Origin of the sequence: Streptomyces sp. R35 (assembly GCF_041053035.1) — a bacterium.
Taxonomy (GTDB): Bacteria; Actinomycetota; Actinomycetes; order Streptomycetales; family Streptomycetaceae; genus Streptomyces; species Streptomyces lutosisoli.
In genome coordinates this window covers 8823048-8839291 of record NZ_CP163440.1, presented here as the reverse complement: position 1 = coordinate 8839291, position 16244 = coordinate 8823048, and the positions used below count along the sequence as shown (strand labels likewise).

14 protein-coding genes and 2 pseudogenes are annotated in these 16244 nt (G+C 65.6%); 10 read left to right on the top strand and 6 right to left on the bottom strand.

The window, feature by feature from the left end; genetic code table 11:
- Nucleotides 1-65: 65 nt before the first annotated feature.
- Nucleotides 66-593: a ferredoxin gene (locus AB5J50_RS39790; RefSeq protein WP_369263518.1), complete on the bottom strand. Its 528-nt coding sequence runs from the start codon at nucleotides 591-593 to the stop codon at nucleotides 66-68.
- A gap of 16 nt (nucleotides 594-609) precedes the next feature.
- Here AB5J50_RS39790 and AB5J50_RS39785 point away from each other — a divergent pair, with 16 nt between their 5' ends.
- The 4 genes from AB5J50_RS39785 (at nucleotide 610) to AB5J50_RS39770 (ending at nucleotide 6036) form a co-directional block, all read left to right on the top strand.
- Nucleotides 610-1272: a transposase family protein gene (locus AB5J50_RS39785; RefSeq protein ID WP_369263517.1), complete on the top strand. Its 663-nt coding sequence runs from the start codon at nucleotides 610-612 to the stop codon at nucleotides 1270-1272.
- 195 nt (nucleotides 1273-1467) lie between these two features.
- Nucleotides 1468-2421 (top strand): transposase, encoded by a 954-nt coding sequence (locus AB5J50_RS39780; RefSeq protein WP_369263516.1) that lies wholly within the window; start codon nucleotides 1468-1470, stop codon nucleotides 2419-2421.
- A 198-nt stretch (nucleotides 2422-2619) separates the two neighbouring features.
- Complete coding sequence (locus tag AB5J50_RS39775; RefSeq protein WP_369263515.1) at nucleotides 2620-3534, top strand: hypothetical protein; 915 nt, start codon at nucleotides 2620-2622, stop codon at nucleotides 3532-3534.
- A gap of 774 nt (nucleotides 3535-4308) precedes the next feature.
- Entirely contained in the window at nucleotides 4309-6036 is a 1728-nt protein-coding gene (locus AB5J50_RS39770) for a tetratricopeptide repeat protein (RefSeq protein ID WP_369263514.1), read from the top strand.
- Nucleotides 6037-6114: 78 nt separating this feature from the next.
- Here the strand turns inward: AB5J50_RS39770 and AB5J50_RS39765 are convergent, their stop codons facing one another.
- The gene (locus AB5J50_RS39765; protein ID WP_369263513.1) at nucleotides 6115-6960 is read right to left on the bottom strand and encodes an IS5 family transposase; all 846 of its coding nucleotides are present in this window, start codon (nucleotides 6958-6960) and stop codon (nucleotides 6115-6117) included.
- Nucleotides 6961-7468: 508 nt separating this feature from the next.
- Here AB5J50_RS39765 and AB5J50_RS39760 point away from each other — a divergent pair.
- The 5 genes from AB5J50_RS39760 to AB5J50_RS39740 all read left to right on the top strand — a co-directional run bounded on the left by AB5J50_RS39760 (nucleotide 7469) and on the right by AB5J50_RS39740 (nucleotide 12172).
- A complete protein-coding gene (locus AB5J50_RS39760) occupies nucleotides 7469-7822 on the top strand; it encodes a hypothetical protein (protein WP_369263512.1) in 354 nt (117 codons plus the stop codon).
- Nucleotides 7823-7873: 51 nt separating this feature from the next.
- Entirely contained in the window at nucleotides 7874-8641 is a 768-nt protein-coding gene (locus AB5J50_RS39755) for a transposase (RefSeq protein WP_369263511.1), read from the top strand.
- A gap of 171 nt (nucleotides 8642-8812) precedes the next feature.
- On the top strand, nucleotides 8813-9859 hold the full coding sequence (locus AB5J50_RS39750) for a tol-pal system YbgF family protein (RefSeq protein ID WP_369263510.1): 1047 nt from the start codon (nucleotides 8813-8815) through the stop codon (nucleotides 9857-9859).
- 300 nt (nucleotides 9860-10159) lie between these two features.
- Complete coding sequence (locus AB5J50_RS39745) at nucleotides 10160-10942, top strand: DUF5707 domain-containing protein (protein WP_369263509.1); 783 nt, start codon at nucleotides 10160-10162, stop codon at nucleotides 10940-10942.
- Nucleotides 10943-11416: 474 nt separating this feature from the next.
- Nucleotides 11417-12172, top strand: a complete 756-nt coding sequence (locus tag AB5J50_RS39740) for a hypothetical protein (protein WP_369263508.1) — start codon at nucleotides 11417-11419, stop codon at nucleotides 12170-12172.
- A 25-nt stretch (nucleotides 12173-12197) separates the two neighbouring features.
- On the opposite strand, the pseudogene AB5J50_RS39735 reads toward AB5J50_RS39740, so the two are convergent.
- Nucleotides 12198-12362 (bottom strand): annotated as a pseudogene (locus AB5J50_RS39735) (IS5/IS1182 family transposase); the annotation flags it as partial.
- Between the two features lie 145 nt (nucleotides 12363-12507).
- Here AB5J50_RS39735 and AB5J50_RS39730 point away from each other — a divergent pair.
- A pseudogene (locus AB5J50_RS39730) lies at nucleotides 12508-13621 on the top strand (IS3 family transposase).
- A gap of 227 nt (nucleotides 13622-13848) precedes the next feature.
- Here AB5J50_RS39730 and AB5J50_RS39725 read toward each other — a convergent pair.
- From AB5J50_RS39725 to AB5J50_RS39715, 3 genes are read right to left on the bottom strand one after another with little or no spacing between them, the layout of a single operon-like run.
- Nucleotides 13849-14193: a hypothetical protein gene (locus AB5J50_RS39725; RefSeq protein ID WP_369263507.1), complete on the bottom strand. Its 345-nt coding sequence runs from the start codon at nucleotides 14191-14193 to the stop codon at nucleotides 13849-13851.
- Nucleotides 14194-14228: 35 nt separating this feature from the next.
- Nucleotides 14229-14564, bottom strand: coding sequence for a hypothetical protein (locus AB5J50_RS39720; protein WP_369263506.1), 336 nt, complete (start codon nucleotides 14562-14564; stop codon nucleotides 14229-14231).
- Nucleotides 14565-14576: 12 nt separating this feature from the next.
- A complete protein-coding gene (locus AB5J50_RS39715) occupies nucleotides 14577-15830 on the bottom strand; it encodes an IS256 family transposase (protein WP_369263505.1) in 1254 nt (417 codons plus the stop codon).
- Nucleotides 15831-16244: the final 414 nt, after the last annotated feature.

Below are 16244 nucleotides of genomic sequence, written 5' to 3'. Positions count from 1 at the left end.
GCCCTCTCGGGTGATCCCCGGTCTCTCACCAAGACAGCAGCCTTCTGGCGTGCCTGTCGGTCGCGCTACTCGCTGAAGCGAATCGCTTGGGATGGGCACCACTCAGCCGCTTCCTGTACCTCGGGCTCATCTCCGGTGTCCTCACGGTCGGACAGGACGGTGCCGTATCCGTCGACCAAAGCCAAGACGGTCGGAACCCTGATGGCGCAGTCACCGGAGCCGTAACAGACGGCGAACAGCTGGCCAGCAGGCTGAAGATGACCCTCTCGGGTCAGGGACGTCCCCGAGGACGAGGCCCCACGCTGGCGAACAGTCCAGCATCTGTCCGATGGTTCGTGACAGGAACCATAAGCGGATCTCGTGTATGCCCGGGAGCACGGTGGGCCGCCGGGTGCCTCCCGTTCTGATGGACAGCGCCCCCAGGCCAATCCGGCTGCCTCCCGAGATGGTGAACAACCGCTGTCGAAACTCGGTTCTGGCACAGATCTTGGGGAGCCGTCGCGGAGCGTTACCTCGGTGTTCGATTGCGAGGAGACTGGCTCGCGTGAGACGGGGTACGCCTTGTCGTCTGACAGTCGGAAGTGACGCTCCATCAGGTACTGCCGGTCGATGCCCTCGTCGGCTGTGGACGGTGATGGTGCTGGTCATGCAGACCGATGCACCGTTCTGGGACTCGCCGGGGTCGACGATGTGGATGTCGAGGCGGTAACAGCCGCGTTCGGCACGGTCGAGGTGGTCGCGAGAGGCCGCGCGGCCGGCTCTGCATGTCCGGACTGCGGTCGCTTCTCGGACCGAGTCCACGACCGATACCAGCGCAGGCTGAAGGACCTACCGCTCGCTGAACAGGGCTTCGTGATCCGGCTGACGGTCTGGCGCTTCATCTGCGGAGCGGCGGACTGCCCACGCCGAACGTTCGCCGAGCCGTTCTCCCGGCTGGCCGCCCCACACGCACGGTTCACCACGCGGCTCAACCACGCTTTGGAGCGAGTGGGGCTCGCGCTGGCCGGCCGGGCCGGCGCCCGACTGGCTGCCCAGCTGGGATTCGGCGTGGGACGGATGACCTTGTTACGTAGGGTCATGGCATTGCCCGATCCACGGTTCGGCACGCCGCGTGTGCTGGGCGTGGACGACTTCGCGATCCGTCGCGGCCAGACCTACTCCACCGTCTTGACCAGCGTCGAAGACCATCGCGTGGTCGATGTGCAGCCGACCCGCGAAGCCGGGCCACTGGCCACCTGGCTCACTCGGCACCCCGGCGTGGAGATCATCTAATGGGTCCTGAAGGCGGTTCATGAGCCTCCTGTGGGACGGAGCTCTTGCCTTATTTGTGCAGGGCCGAGTCCTAGAGATCATCTGGGCCTTCGAGTCCTATCGGCAGACGGGGCCGGCACCGCCGCGCCGCACGCGATCCAGGTCGCGGATAGGTGGCACATCTGGAACAACCTCGGCAAGGCTGCCGAGCGGTGCGTGACCGTCCACCGCCGCTGCCTGCCGCCCTGGCCTCCGCAGGTGGGGCCGCAGCAGGCCGACAGCAACGAGGAGGAGACGTTCCCCGCTTCGCACCGGCGCACCGCCGAACTCGCCCGCATCCGCTGGCACCAGGTCCATGACCTGCTCGATGCGGGGATGGGCATCCGCGCGATCGCGCACTGGCTGGGCTGGGGGCGGCACACGGTGCAGCGGTATGCCCGCGCCGCACGCTGGCAAGACCAGGTCACCCTCCGACCACGCCGCTCCAGCATCCTCGACCCGCACGCCGACTACCTGCAGCAACGGTGGCAGACCGGCAACGTGATGATCAAGGATCTCCAACGCGAACTCCAGGTGCAGGGAATCAACGTCAGCTACACCACCCTTCGCGACTGGATCACCCGCACCCTCCCGCCCCGCCAGACACTTGAGGCGCCACCGCTGCGACCACCGACCGTCCGTCAAGTGACCGGCCGGCTCACCCGACACCCGGACACGCTGAGCCAGGAGGAGACCCGCCAGCTCAAGCTCACGCTCGCTGCATGCCCTGAACTGGCCACCGCCCACGAACACATCCGCGCCCTCGGCCAGATGCTCCAGACACGCCACGGCACCGAACTGCCGACCTGGATCGAGGAAGTGAGCACCAGCGGGCTGCCCGGTCTTGCCGGCTTCGCCAAAGGACTGGCCATCGACCTCGACGCGGTCACCGCCGGCTTCACCACCGATTGGAGCTCTGGCATCGTCGAAGGCCGCGTCAGCGATCTCAAGATGCTCAAACGGCAGATGTTCAACCGAGCCGGACTCCCTCTGCTGCGAAAACGCGTCCTGCTCGTCGCTGCCTCCCGACACTCACACACCGTGTCGGAGGACCGACGAAATGTAGCTGCCGAGGTGACGGAATGCGCGGAGCGGGGTCAGCGGGCCGTACGGCTGCCGTGTGTTCATTGATCTGTCGCAGGGAATGCTGAGCGCTTCTCGCTGACGACCGAGTGCCGGACCGCGCAGAACCGAGGCGGTGGTGATCCGGGGCGTGCTACTCGCCGTTCCGACGCTACCGATGGGGCTACAACGGCATCAGGCGGGGCATCCTGGGCTTACCGGCCTTTCCCGCTCGTGCTGTGGGTCCGGCCGAGGAGGGGGAACAACATGAGCGCCGACGACCAGACGGGCCCCAGTCAGTGGGGCGCCGCGTCGCTTGAGCATTTCGAGCAGCTGGCTCGCGGGGTGTTGAGGGCTGCCCGCGAGGCGGAGAGGGAGCTGCGGCGAACCTCTCCGGACCCGGAGCAGCCGACATGGGCTCTCGCTGTCCTGGCGGGGCAGGCACAGGCGATGCTGGGGCATGACGGGCCGGCCCACCCGCCGGTCGGGGCCGCGGCGCAGGAGGAATTCGTCTGTACCTCGGTCAAACTCGCCGTGGACGCCCTGTCACATCGATGGGCAGAGGCCGACCTCGGCCTGGCCGGCGTGGCAGGTCAGGCCGATGCACCGCATCTTGGGGAGCGCGAGACGGCCGACGCCTTCGACGTGCTCGGGCGGCTGATGCTTCCGAACTCCACACCCGAGGGCTGGACCGCCGCCGTCTTGACCGATCTGGCCCGCGGCGACGAGACGTGGGAGGCGGTGGTCAAGGTGGGCAAGTACATCCTGCACCCGACCTTCCTGGCCTTCGCCGACGACGCGACCCGTGTCGTCGGCGAGGCCGTGCACAACCTCAATGTGCGCCACCTGCGGGCGCGGGCCCACTTGCTGCGAGACCACATGGGCGCCTCTAAACCCTGCCGCCCGGCAGCGGAACCGACCCTCGCCGTCAAAGAACGAGAACCCGAGCGCAACTGGATGTCCGGGCCGACGCTGCTGGAATCCCCGCAAAAGCGCCGCACCTTTACGCCCCCTGCCAGGCCGCCGAGAAAACGCACGACAGGCCTCCCCCGCACTCCCTGCTTGGAGTTGAAGGACGGAAACATGGCTAGCCCCGGACCTGTTCACACGGCCCCGGAGGAACAGCCGTCGCCGGAACCTCGACACGCCCCGGACTCGGCATCCCCTCAACTGCGCGACTAGCGAGTTCGGCCCTTGACCGGCACCGTGCGTGCCGCGGTTTACCGGGAGACTCCACACGCCGTCACGGGATGCCCATGCTCCAGGAGCCGCGTTTCAGGAGGTCAGCGAATTCCGTCGGTTGGCCGTGTCATATACGCGAGCAGCATGATCGCCTTCACGGAATGCGCGCCAGGACCCACGGAGAGACGTCAGAGCCAGCAGGCCTTGCAGTTCGCTTGGCTTGGCAGACGATGGGTTCTCCGGGTGCGTCAAGCTGCCGTGAGTAGCAGGGCGGCTACCGCGACTTCCGGCGAATGGACATCACCCTGATCATGTCTCGCGAGCGATGGGGAACGCATGAGCCGACGGCAGGGTTCGACACCCGATGACATCCCAGCCTGCCCTTCGATCCATTTTGCTGAACTCTGCCTCGCGGCGAGGTAGGTAATGCGGCGTGGCCGGACGGTCTCACTGGCCTGGTGGGCGTCGGGGCTGGCGATGGCAGCAGCGGCTCCGGCCGTGGTTGTGGCACTTGGTGTCAAGTCCACTGCGATTGCAGCCGGAAGTGCCGTTGTCGCTGCCCTGGCCACGGCGTTGGCGGCTGGGATCCAGCAGCGCTATGCGCGTTCCCTCGATAGTCGAGAGTCCCAGCGGTTGGCGTTCCGTAATGGTTGTCTTACCGACCGGCGTGGGCGGGCATGGCGAGTCCGCGACGTCGCGGATCCCACGCTGCTGGGCGTGCATCCGGCCATCCAAACCACGGCGGACCGGGTCCCCGCGTACGTACCCCGAGATGTGGACGAACGACTCCGCCATCGAATTCGTGACGGCGGCTTCGTGGTTTTGCTCGGAGACTCAGCTGCTGGCAAGTCCCGCGCAGCTGTTGAGGCTATCCGTGCCACTGTTCCAGAACACGTGCTCATCAGCCCGCTGACCAGGGCAGGGGTGAAGGCTGCCGTCGTCGCGACAGGCGAGCACCAAAGGTGGGTACTTTGGCTCGATGACCTGAAACGATTCCTTGGCCCCGATGGACTCACCAGAGCCCTGGTGCTGCAGCTGCTCGCAGAGGCTGGACCGGATCATCTCGTCCTTGCCACGATGCGTGCTATCGAGCACCTTCGATATCTAGAAGCTGCACACCCCCGCGAATCCGCTACGGGTGGCAATGTGAGCGAAGAGCACGCCGCTGTCGAACAGGCTCAGGACGTACGAGATTTGTTGGAGCATGCCGACCTGATACGGGTCGACAGGATCCTCAGTGAGACGGAGCTTCGCAACGCCCTAGCGTATGCCGATGATCTACGCATTGCTGATGCGATTGAGCACGCCCAACGTTATGGCCTGGCTGAGTACCTGGCCGCCGGTCCCGAGTGCCTGGCGATATGGCACAACGCATGGCAGTCCGGTGGACATCTGCGCGGCGCAGCACTCGTTGCCACCGCCGTGGACGCCCGTCGTGCTGGCATCACCGTCGGGCTGCCGCGGACGCTACTCGAACGGTTGCACGGGTACTACCTGCAGCGACATAGGGGCGCGGCGCTACGCCCCGAGCCCCTCAACGAAGCCTGGGACTGGGCCACACGACCGCGACTTGGCACCACCGGGCTCCTGATGCCCACCACCTCGGAGAATCACGTCGACGTCTTCGACTACCTCGTGGACGACGTGGAACGAAGCGAGAGAGCAGATCGCGACATCCCCGCTGAACTGCTGACGGCGCTCCTAGCCATTGCCGACCCCACGGAGATGACCCGTATCGCCGCCACCGCGTCCGAGTTCGGGCACCACGAGGTCGAACTCCAAGCGCACCGCCACGCCTACGACCGCCGTCGAGTCCTGCTCGGGGTTGACCATCCCGACACTGTTTCCAGCAAACACAGCGTCGCCTTCTGCCTGCTTAGTCTTGGGCGACTTGACGAGTCTCGGCCCGTGTGGCGCGGGCTGATCGAGACCTACACACGGACCCTCGGAACAGAGCACGCACTGGTGCTGCGCAGTCGCCAGGGCCTTGCAAACACGTTGGAGCCAGGGTCAAAGGAACGCGAGCTACGCCGAATCTGCAGGGAATACGGACACACACTGGGGCCAGAGCACCCGTGGGTCATCAGTTGCCATCGAAACCTTGTCGAGACGCTCGAAGACCTTGGCCGCCACGACGAGGCGATGACCGAACGGCAAAGGGCGCTCCACGATCTCCAACAGGCACACGAATCAATGCCTGGTGAGCCGGTGAATGCGTCTCACCAGATTGCGTTCCTCCTTACCCAGCTCGGCCAACTCGACGCCGCAGAGGATAAATGGCGCGAAGTGCTCCACAGATACCTCGCCGAGCTGGGAACAGACCACGCGCTCACACTCCGCGCACGCCACGGACTCGCCTGGGTGGAAGCAGAACGCGGACTGATACACCAGGCTCGACGCAGCCTTCAGCTCCTCACCGAAGACTACTTGCGTGTACTCGGTCCAGATCATCCATGGACACAGTCGTGCGTCGACCATCTCGCAAGAATCGAGACGAGCTGAAGACAGCTCGCCAAGCCCAAGTACCGGGACCCACCCCACACCCGTGACCAGTATGTTCCTGCTCCCACAAGGTCCCGTTCAGGGCGGGGCTTCTGCGGTCCGGTGCAGCAGGAGCATGATTGTGGCCAGGTAGATCGCGTTCTCCTGGCTGGAGGCCAGGTACTCATAGTCCTTGGAGAGTCTGCGGTACCGGCCCAGCCAGGCAAAACTCCGCTCGATGACCCAACGGCGCGGAACCACCGCGAACATCGGCACCTCACGTGGTGGAGCGTTGGCCTTGGCCCAGGTGCTGCGGAAGCCGCCGTCCTTGCGCTGCACGACCTGGATGGTGATCCCGGTTTCCTCCTGGACCCAGGTCAGGAAGTCCCGGCCGCGATAGCCCTGGTCGGCCCACAGATGCCTCAGCCGAGGGAACTTCCCGGCACACCGGGCCAGCAGCACCATGGCCCCGTCCCGGTCACTGACGTTCGCCGGGCTGACACAGACCGCCAGGGCCAGGCCAAGGGTGTCGACCAACAGGTGGCGCTTGATGCCCTGCACCTTCTTGCCGCCGTCGTACCCGTGCCAGCCTCCGCGCTGGGTGGCCTTCACACTCTGGCTGTCCACCACCCCGGCGCTCGGCGTCGCCTCACGTCCCTGGCCAGTACGTTCCAGGGCCCGCAGCGCGGCCAGCATCTCCTCCCAGCAGCCCTCGGTGCGCCACTGCCGCCAGTAGTGGTAGACGGTCTGCCAGGGCGGAAAATCATGCGGGAGCAGTCGCCAGGCGCAGCCGGCCCGGATCCAGTACGCGAGGCCATCGATGATCTCCCGCCGCGGATGCTTGGGCGGGCGCCCACCAGGCTTCGGCGGTGGCACGAGCGGCGCCAGCACGGCCCACTCCACCTGCGACAGATCCGTCGGATACGCGAGTCGAGACCCGGTCATCCCAGCCTCCACCGGCACAGGGACTACCAACTCACCTGCCCTGAAAGGGACTTCTCAGACACCCTCTAGCCGGTTCGGAGCGACCTATGTAGCTCTCCACTTCGCCCTCGGCCGAGTTGCGATGGGGACGCCTGCCTCCACTGGAGCCTTCCGGCACAGCCGTGCAACGGGCCACCCGGCTCGGCCGCGACGGCGCGCAGTCGGCCACGCAGGCGGGAGCTGGCTCGCTGATAGGGCTCGGTCACGCCGTCGGCCAGTTCAACGAATATCCGCAGCAAGCAAGTTGAACTGTCGCAGAAGAACCGGCGTCCGATTAGCCGGACCATCACCGGCCTACCGACTATGGCAGACCGTCCAGCTGACATGCCCCTAAGGCTTGTCCCGTAACTGCTGGTCACGGCGATGGTCGGGTGCGGAAACCCGGTAGCTGCTGAGTTCACGTTGCCGGTAGGGTCCGGTCTCCCGACCGGCCGTACCAGCGGCTTCCCAGGTTCAGAGAGCGATTCAGATGACCAGCCAGCAACCAACAACGACCCTGTGGCGCCCCACCGGCCCCAAGGAGCTGGACCTGGTCCGCGATCTGAACTGGCGTGCGTGGCCGCCCCGGCTCCCCGAGCAGCCGATCTTCTACCCGGTCCTCAACGAGGACTACGCGATCAGGATTGCGCGGGACTGGAACGTGAAGCACGACGGTGCCGGCTTCGTCACCCGATTCGAGGTCGAGTCGGAGTTCTTGAGCCGGTATCCCGTCCAGCAGGCCGGCGGGCGGACGATCCTCGAGCTCTGGGTTCCGGCTGAGGAGCTGGACGACTTCAACGCCCACATTGTCGGCGAGATCCAGGTGCTCCACGAGTTTCGCTGAAGTAGGGAGGCTTGCTGACGGGGCATGCCAGCCCGGTGCGATGATCGCGGCGTGACTGCTGTGATCACGGCGTCGGAGCCGTTTTGGATAGCCCCGTTCACCGGGCTGAGCCCTCGCCAGTTGGGCAAGTTGGTGAACGCGCTGCGGCGCGAGGGAGCTGACGCTGCACGGCGAGGTCGGTCGTGGGGTCTGTCGCTGGAGAATCGAGTGCTGCTGGTTGCGGCGTACTGGCGGACGAACTTGACGATGCGCCAGCTCGCCCTGCTGTTCGGGGTGTCCAAGTCGGCTGCGGACCGCATCATCGACCATCTCGGGCCGATGCTCGCGCTACAGCCCCGCAAGCGCTTCGCCAAGGACGCCGTGCTGATCGTGGACGGCACCCTGGTCCCGACGTGGGACCACGTGGTGGCCGCACAGTCCAAGAACTACCGGTACTCCACCAACCACCAGGTCGTCATCGATGCCGACAGCCGTCTGATCGTCGTGGTGGGTCGGCCCCTCGCCGGAAACCGTAACGACTGCAAGGCGTGGGAGAAATCCGGTGCCAAAGCAGCCGTCGGCAACACGCTCACGATCGCCGACGGTGGCTATCCCGGCACCGGGCTCGTCATGCCCCACCGACGCCGCAAGGGCGAAGACCTTCCGGACTGGAAGGAAGCGCACAACAAGTCCCACAAACAGGTCCGTGCCCGCGTCGAGCACGTCTTCGCCCGCATGAAGAGCTGGAAGATCCTCCGCGACTGCCGCCTCAAGGGCGACGGCGTTCACCACACCATGCTCGGCATCGCCCGCCTGCACAACATCACCCTCGCCGGATAGACGAGCAGTCAACGCCCGAACCGAGCACGTCGGCATCGACATGAAGATCAGTTACGGGACAAGCCTTGGGGACGGAACCCTGGATTCCGCCTTCCCCTTCACGACGTGCATACTGCCAGCGGCCCCCACCTCGTGCGTCGCGACGCTCTTTCTGGAGAGATACGTTCATCTATGGGATTCCTTGGCCCCGCATGCCTGCTGCTCTCCTGCTGGCTCTGGTACACCCTGCTGCCGCTGCGATGGCAGAACTCCAGCCTTGCTGGCCCCGATGCCGCGTTGCAGCGCGCGTGCAGGGCTGTCGCCCGGGGGCGCTGGGAGCCCGCCGCCCGTCTCTTCGAGGACGTCGGTCAGGACTGGGAGCGCCGCTCCCTGTACGCCGATCGGTTGGGATACCTCGCTGCCGAGAGGAGCGACCGTTGGCTGAAGGCATGGCAGGAGGCCCGGCCCGGAGACCCGGACGCCGCGCTCGTGATGGCGCGCACCCGAATCCAGTACGCGTGGAAGCTACGAGGCAGGGCGCGTGCGCGATACACATCGAGCAGCCAATTCGAAGGATTCCACCGGGAGTTGCTGGCCTCACAGGACGATATCGGGCGGGCCTCGGCGCTCTGCCCTGACGATCCCAGCCCCCTCGTCGCGGAAATCTGGAGGGCGCTGGGACTGGGCTACTCCAACGAGGAGATGCACAGGCTGTGGTCCGAGATCACGGCCCGGGCGCCGTATCACTACGAGGCGCACTACAGTGCCCTCCAGTACTGGACCGCGAAATGGCGAGGCTCGAAACAGCTCGCGCGGGAGTTCGCCGAGCAGGCGGCGGCCGCCGCGCCGCCGGGCAGCCTGCTGACCGTGATGCCGGTGATCGCCTGGTTCGAGAATTATGCGTCCGAGCTCGGCGATCCCGGATTCCGCAGCTCGCAGGTAACTGCTCTGGTTGACACAGCGCTCGCCGACGTGGCGCTCGCTGACCCGAACCATCCGAGGCTCCCGGAAGCACGGCACCTGCTGGGGTACTTCTTGTACCGGCAGGGGCGTTACAAGGCGGCCAGGGATCAGTTCCGTCGGGTCGACGGATTCACCAACGCACTTCCGTGGCGGTACGCCGGCTCCGTGCAATGGCTCTACTACCGGGCAGTCCGTACGAAGACGGCCCGCAAGGCACTCATGAAGCCCCGGCTTACTGATCACCAAGCCGAAAGCGCCCACCATCTCCAGCGCTAGGACCTGTCCGATGGGTCGCGTGAGGTGGCTCTTCTGTGGCCTGGTGTGTGGTGCCGAACAAGGGGGATCGCTTGTCACGGTATACGGCTGAAGCCGAAGCGGGGATGAAGGGGATCACTTTCCCTTTCCGCCGCTGTCTCCCGTAGTACGCCACCGCGCACGAGTCGGACGGGCACGCAGCTGATCGGTACGCATGGCCTGCGCCTGAAGCCCGTCTCCAGTCCCTGAACACCGATGCGTACACTGCCTGCATTTATCGCCGGCCTGCCGAAGGGGGCGGGCCTGACCTTCGGGAACGCAATGCAAAGATCGACGTTCGGCTCTGCTCTGCTCGGCTCTCTGGCCATAGCCGCCCTCCTCACTCCAGGTGCCCAGGCGACCGAGGTAGTGGGCAACGCTGATGTCGGCGACTTCCGGATCACCGGCGGAGGCGGCTCGGGCAACGACGTCGTCCTGGGCACCACCGACTCAAGGACGATCACCGTCAAGGTGACGGCCAGCGACGACTCGGGCATCAAGTCCGCGGACTTCACGCTCTTCCACGGAAGCAGCCTCAGCAACGCCGACGCGGTCCTGAAGCCCAGCGAAGCGGCGGCGGTGTGCTCAGCCGACGGAACCACTTCCGTCTGCACCGCGCACTACACGATCGACCCCCGGCGTGATCTGAAAAACTCGCTGGCCGGCATCTGGAAGGTCAACGTCGAAGCCGACGCCAACGACGGGGACTACGTGAAGGTGGACGGCTTGACCACCTTCTTCATGAAGCGCTATGCCAAGCTGACCGCCAACGCTTCTCCCGAGCCTGTCGCCAAGGGCGGCACCATCACCGTCACGGGCAAGCTCACCCGGGCCAACTGGGATACCCACGACTACCGCGGCTACACGAACCAGCGCGCCTACCTCGAGTTCCGCCGACCGGGCACCGACTACTACGAGTCTCTGGGCTACACCACCACGAACTCCACCGGGGTCGCCACCGCGAAGGTCACCGCCACCGCCGACCGCTACTGGCGCTATGAATTCAGAGGCACCATGACAACTCGTGCCGTCAAGGCGACGGGTGACTTCGTGGACGTTCGTTAGACGTGTCGGGCTCGGTCGATCGGCTGGGCCCGGTGCACTCCCTCACAGCGCGGGCGACGTAGCGACTTTGGCCGGGAGTTTCAATGGGCAAGTCAACCTTCAAGCGATCTTGAAAACCGTCGTGGCAGCGATGTCACCGTGGGTTTAAATCCCACCGCCTCCGCTTACTGAGCATGGAGAACGGCCCCTGACCTGGCTGGTTGGCTGGGGGGTCGTTCTCGCGCCGGGCTACCGTGATTGTCCGGCATTCCCCGTGGTTTCCCGCTTGATCGGGCACGGCTGGGGCACGGTCGAGCCTGACGACTGGGGCAACTTCCCCTGGAGCGTCTTGCCTCCAGTACATAAGCCCGGAAAGACGCCCAAGGAGAACAGGGAAGCGCTCTGAACTGCGCTTAGAACTCGTAACACGATCTTGTTGGTGAGATTGATGAGGCACGGGGGTGCCGGTCGAATGCGGCTGGAATGATTGCGGGCATGACACTGGACTGGTCCGGTCTGAAGCACGCCTATGGATCCGCGTCTGACCTACCACGGCTCTTTGACGAGATCGGTGATCCCGAGCTGGCTGACGAGGCGTGGGAGGAGCTGTGGGCTTCTCTCTACCATCAGGGGACGGTGTACACGGCTAGCTTTGCCGCCCTGCCTGTTCTGACAGACATCGCCACCGGTCGCAAGGCGGGTGGTCGCTGGCAGGCTCTTGCGCTGGCCGGCCGCATCGTCGTCGAGGAACAGCAGCATCACGAGCCCGGTTACGTCCAGGCGCGCTTCCCGGCTGCGATCAAGGAGCTGCACCAGCTGACGCAGAACCACGTGATAGCAAGGCCCTTCGATGGCGATGAAGACGACTTTTTGTACTGGCTGGAGCACCTTCTCGCCTTCGAGGGAGAGCCCCTATGGCTCAGATGCCTGGCCCGCGATGCGTACGCCGTGGTGTGTCCGTCCTGCGCGCAGCAGCTGGTGATCGACCTGTCGAGCACACCCGCGGGCACCCGTCGCCGAAACCCGTCGGGCCTGGTGCGTGTGGGCCGCGAGGGCCCTGTGCTGACCGGCATCCGCCGGGCGGCCTCCGCGGACCTGCCGCCGCTGGCAGCGCGGCTGTACCAGCTGGCCGCCCACGCCGGGCAGCCCGCGGCGGCGGAGCATCTGACCCGGCTGTTCGGCCGCACGACGTGCCCGGACTGTGCTTCAGACTTCTCGGTGCCGGACCAGGTCGTAGCCTTCCAGGCGTAGAGCAGCCTATGAGCGCGTAAAAGAATCACCCGCGGGCCTTCCTGAGGCGTCTCCAGCAGATGAGGCTGCAGGCCAACGAGACGAAGGCGTCGTGGAGTTCGGTGCGGCGTTCCCAGCGGACGGCGAGGCGCTTGAACTGATGGAGGAGGGCGAAGGTCTGCTCGACGACGTAGCGGAGTTTGCCCAGGCCCTTGATGCTCGGGGCGCCCTTGCGTGAGGCGCCCCGAAGTTCTCGGACAGCGGTCCCCATAGGATCGACGTCCGGAACGGCGGAGAGAGCACGTGGCACAGAAGCGTAGGAGTTCAGTCCTGAGTTTCGGGACGAGGCGGTCAAGATGGTGGTCGTGGAGTCCCGTCCGATCGCCGAGGTCGCCCGAGAGATACAAGTGAACGAGGGAACGCTGGGCACCTGGGTCAGCCGGTACCGGCAAGAGCACGCCGGGGAGGAGCCTCCCCTGAACATCAGCGAACGCGCCCGCCTGCGCGAGCTGGAACGCGAGAACCGGGAACTCCGTATGAAGACCGAGTTCCTAGGAAAAGCGGCGGCCTTCTTCGCCCAGGAATACCGGTGACGGAGAAGTACGAGTTCATCGACGGCGAGGCCGACAACTTTCCCGTGCAGCAGATGTGCACCGGGCAGGAGTATCCACGTCGGGCTTCTACCACTGGAGATCGAGGCCGTTGTCGGCCACCGCGAAGCGCCGTACGGAACTGAGGGCCGTCATCCTCCAGGTCTTCTTTGACTCGCAGGAGACCTACGGCTACCTGCGTGTCCACGCCGCGCTCCAGCGGATGAACGTGCAGGCCGGAGCGGAACTGGTCCGCGCGCTGATGCGCGAGCTCGGCCCTGGTGCCATGCCAGCCGCGGCCCTGGCGGGCGACCACGATCGCCGATGATGCGGCGCCGGCCACGCCCGACCTGCTGGCCCGTGACTTCACCGCTGACGCTCCCGGGCGCAAACTGGTCAGCGATATCACCTACGTTCACACCTGGGCCGGGCTCCTGTATCTCGCGACCGTCATCGACTGCCACACCAAAGCTGTGGTCGGCTGGGCGATGGCCGACCACATGAAGACCTCTCTCATATCGGATGCACTCGATATGGCGGCCCGGAACATCGACCTCGCCGAAGGCTGCATATTTCATTCCGATCGCGGCAGTCAATACACGTCTCGGGAACTTCGCTGCAAGCTCAGCTCGTTGGGCCTGCGAGCGTCGGTCGGCCGCACCGGTGTCTGTTGGACAATGCGATGGCTGAATCATTTTTCGGCGCCCTCAAGAACGAACTCGTGCACCGAACTACGTTCCCAACACGCACACATGCCCACCGGGCGATCGTCCGCTACATCGAGATGTTCTACAATCGAAAACGCCTCCACTCCGGACTCGGCTACAAGACTCCCGCAGAAGTCCACGCCGAGTACGAGGAGTTGCAGGCAGCGGCATAAGGAGAACCCTCAACACCGCTGTCCGAGAAGCGCAGGGCCCCTCAGTCGGTTGCGGCCCCTCAGTTGTTGGTCAAGCGCTTGGAAGGCGCTTTGGTCATTGGTCCTCATGAGGCCCATGATCTGCAACGCAGCCAGCCATCGCCTCCCGGCCAGGCGAACTTCGGAGCCATGAACCTGCCTTGTCGGAGACTCTTCTCGTCTCCGACTGGCGGATCGCACGGGCGCGCTCAGAGCTCAATGCGCTCTGTCACGACACCGTCAACAGGCTCTCCGTAGCGCAACACAGCGTGTGCCGGCCGAAACGGCAGTGCGCGCAAGCCAGGCTCCATCGCTCGGTACAGAGTTTCCGCATCAGGGCCATAGGCGAAGATCACAACCTCACCGCCGCCGAACTCATTGCCGTCGACCTCCCCGACACCAGCGGCTTTGACTGCGGCCCCCATCGACCGCTCGGCTGCAAAGACCAGTGACCACTGGTCAGGATCGCCAAGGTCGTCGCAGTCCAGATGGAAGCGAGCGACCACGGCGTGCTCCGGAGGTGTCTCTGGCAGGTCGAAGAGTGCGGTTTGCATGGGGGGGCACCCGAGTAATTGTCAAGAGTTGTGGGTCAGCAGCGGCTCACCATGATTCGCGGCCCAGGTGCACGAGACCTTGAATGGTGCCCAGGCGGGTGTGCAAGGTGGGCTCTGGGGCCGGAGTGTCGGTGAGCAAGAGGACCCCGGACCGCCGGGTGTTGCGGGGTGTAGAGGTCGTCCTGGCCGTCATCGCCGGGGATGGCGTTCGGCTGGATCTCGATGCGTCCGTAGGTGCCCTGGGCGAGGTGGTAGACGCCCCGGTAGTCACTTTCGCGCTCGGTGAAGACCACATCGAGGCGGCCGGTGACGAGGTGGACCAGTTCACTCGCGGTGTGTGTGCTGGTGCCGTAGGTGTCGTAGTCGGTCATGGTGGTCTGACCTTATGCCGCGAGCGTCTCGGGGCGTTCGAGGAGCTCGCCGCGTTCGAAGCGGGCTCCGGCCCTCACCAGGGCGACGAGGTGGGGTGCATTGACGGCCCGCCATCGTGCCTGGGCGGACTCGACGAGCTTGAACACCATCGCCAGGGCGGCCGCGCGGGAGCCGGCCCCCTTGGTGACCTTCGTCCGCAGCCGCACGGTCGCGAAGGTCGACTCGATCGGGTTCGTGGTCCGCAGATGGATCCAGTGCTCGGCGGGGAAGTCGTAGAAGGCCAGCAGCTCGACCTCATCATCCGTGATCTTCTTGACGGCCTTGGGGAACTTCGCCTTGTACTGTTTCTCGAACGCCTTGACCGCCCTGGCCGCGTGCTCCTTGTCCTCAGCGTTGTAGATGTCCCGGATGGCCTTCTTCGCCGCGGGCTGGGCCGACTTGGGCAGGCTGTCGAGGACGTTGGCCGTCTTGTGAACCCAACACCTTTGGTGGCGAGTTTCGGGGAAGACCTCGTGAAGCGCATTCCAGAAGCCGAGGGCGCCGTCGCCGACGGCGAGGACGGGAGCGCGCATGCCCCGCCGGGCGCCATCCCGCAGCAGGCTCGCCCAGGACTCCGCGGATTCCCGGTAGCCGTCGGCCATGGCAATCAGTTCCTTGGTGCCGTCCGCGCGCACGCCCATCACAACCAGGACGGCGGCCTTGGTCTCCTCCAGGCGTATGCGCAGGTGGATGCCGTCGGCCCAGACGTAGACGTAGTCCGTGGCGGACAGGTTGCGTTCGCCGAACGCCTTGTGGTCGGCCTGCCACTGGGTGGTCAGCCGGGTCACGGTGGCCGGGGAAAGACCGGCGGAGGAGCCGAGGAACTGCTCGAGCGCGGGCACGAAGTCGCCGCTGGACAGGCCGTGCAGGTAGAGAAGCGGCAACACCTCGCTGATCTTCGGGGACTTCCTGGCCCAGGGTGGCAGGATCGCCGAGGAGAACCGCTTGCGCTCGCCCGTCTCCTCGTCGATGCGCTTGTCGTTAACGCGTGGAGCCTTGACCTCGCCCGTTCCGGCCGCGGTGGTCACGTTCCGGGGCTGGTGGTGTCCGTTGCGGACCACGAGCCGCCGCCCGCGCTCGTCCTTTTCGTCGGCCAACTCGGCTATGTAGGCGTCCACTTCGGCCTCAAGTGCGGCGGCCAGCATCCGCCTGGCGCCCTCCTGGACGATCTCATCGATCAGGGACCCGCCTCGCGTCGAGCCGTCCTCGGTGACTACCGTGAGCATGGGCGTACCTTCCCAGCCGACGGGCCAACGTCGGCCTACTCGATTCCAGTCAATCGATCACCCGGGAAGGTACGCCCTTCGCGTCCAACCCGGGTTCGATCCACAGGTCTTGAGCATTGCTCGCAGCACCCTCCCACCGGGCTCTGACAGCGGGATCTGCCTCGGGTATCCGCGCTGGGAACTCTCAGACGACGCCTGCCTTGTAAGGGCGGACGTGGTCGATCGGGAGGACGTCCAGGTCACTGCGGTCGTGGCGCCATCCCTGCTCAGCGAGGCATCTTGACTGCGGTGAGCCGTCGTTGACCGTGACTGACCGCAGGAAGTGGCACGGTCGTGGCACGCGACCGCTCTCCCCTGCCCAGCTCTTGCCTGGTTCCTGTACGAAGGGGAAGATCCCTGAGCCGCCGGGGTCAC

Coding starts and splice junctions, on each gene's coding strand:
- AB5J50_RS39790 (WP_369263518.1), bottom strand. CDS start 593: ATGGAGCGTCACTTCCGACTGTCAGACGACAAGGCGTACCCCGTCTCA.
- AB5J50_RS39785 (WP_369263517.1), top strand. CDS start 610: ATGCCCTCGTCGGCTGTGGACGGTGATGGTGCTGGTCATGCAGACCGA.
- AB5J50_RS39775 (WP_369263515.1), top strand. CDS start 2,620: ATGAGCGCCGACGACCAGACGGGCCCCAGTCAGTGGGGCGCCGCGTCG.
- AB5J50_RS39765 (WP_369263513.1), bottom strand. CDS start 6,960: ATGACCGGGTCTCGACTCGCGTATCCGACGGATCTGTCGCAGGTGGAG.
- AB5J50_RS39760 (WP_369263512.1), top strand. CDS start 7,469: ATGACCAGCCAGCAACCAACAACGACCCTGTGGCGCCCCACCGGCCCC.
- AB5J50_RS39750 (WP_369263510.1), top strand. CDS start 8,813: ATGGGATTCCTTGGCCCCGCATGCCTGCTGCTCTCCTGCTGGCTCTGG.
- AB5J50_RS39745 (WP_369263509.1), top strand. CDS start 10,160: ATGCAAAGATCGACGTTCGGCTCTGCTCTGCTCGGCTCTCTGGCCATA.
- AB5J50_RS39740 (WP_369263508.1), top strand. CDS start 11,417: ATGACACTGGACTGGTCCGGTCTGAAGCACGCCTATGGATCCGCGTCT.
- AB5J50_RS39725 (WP_369263507.1), bottom strand. CDS start 14,193: ATGCAAACCGCACTCTTCGACCTGCCAGAGACACCTCCGGAGCACGCC.
- AB5J50_RS39720 (WP_369263506.1), bottom strand. CDS start 14,564: ATGACCGACTACGACACCTACGGCACCAGCACACACACCGCGAGTGAA.
- AB5J50_RS39715 (WP_369263505.1), bottom strand. CDS start 15,830: ATGCTCACGGTAGTCACCGAGGACGGCTCGACGCGAGGCGGGTCCCTG.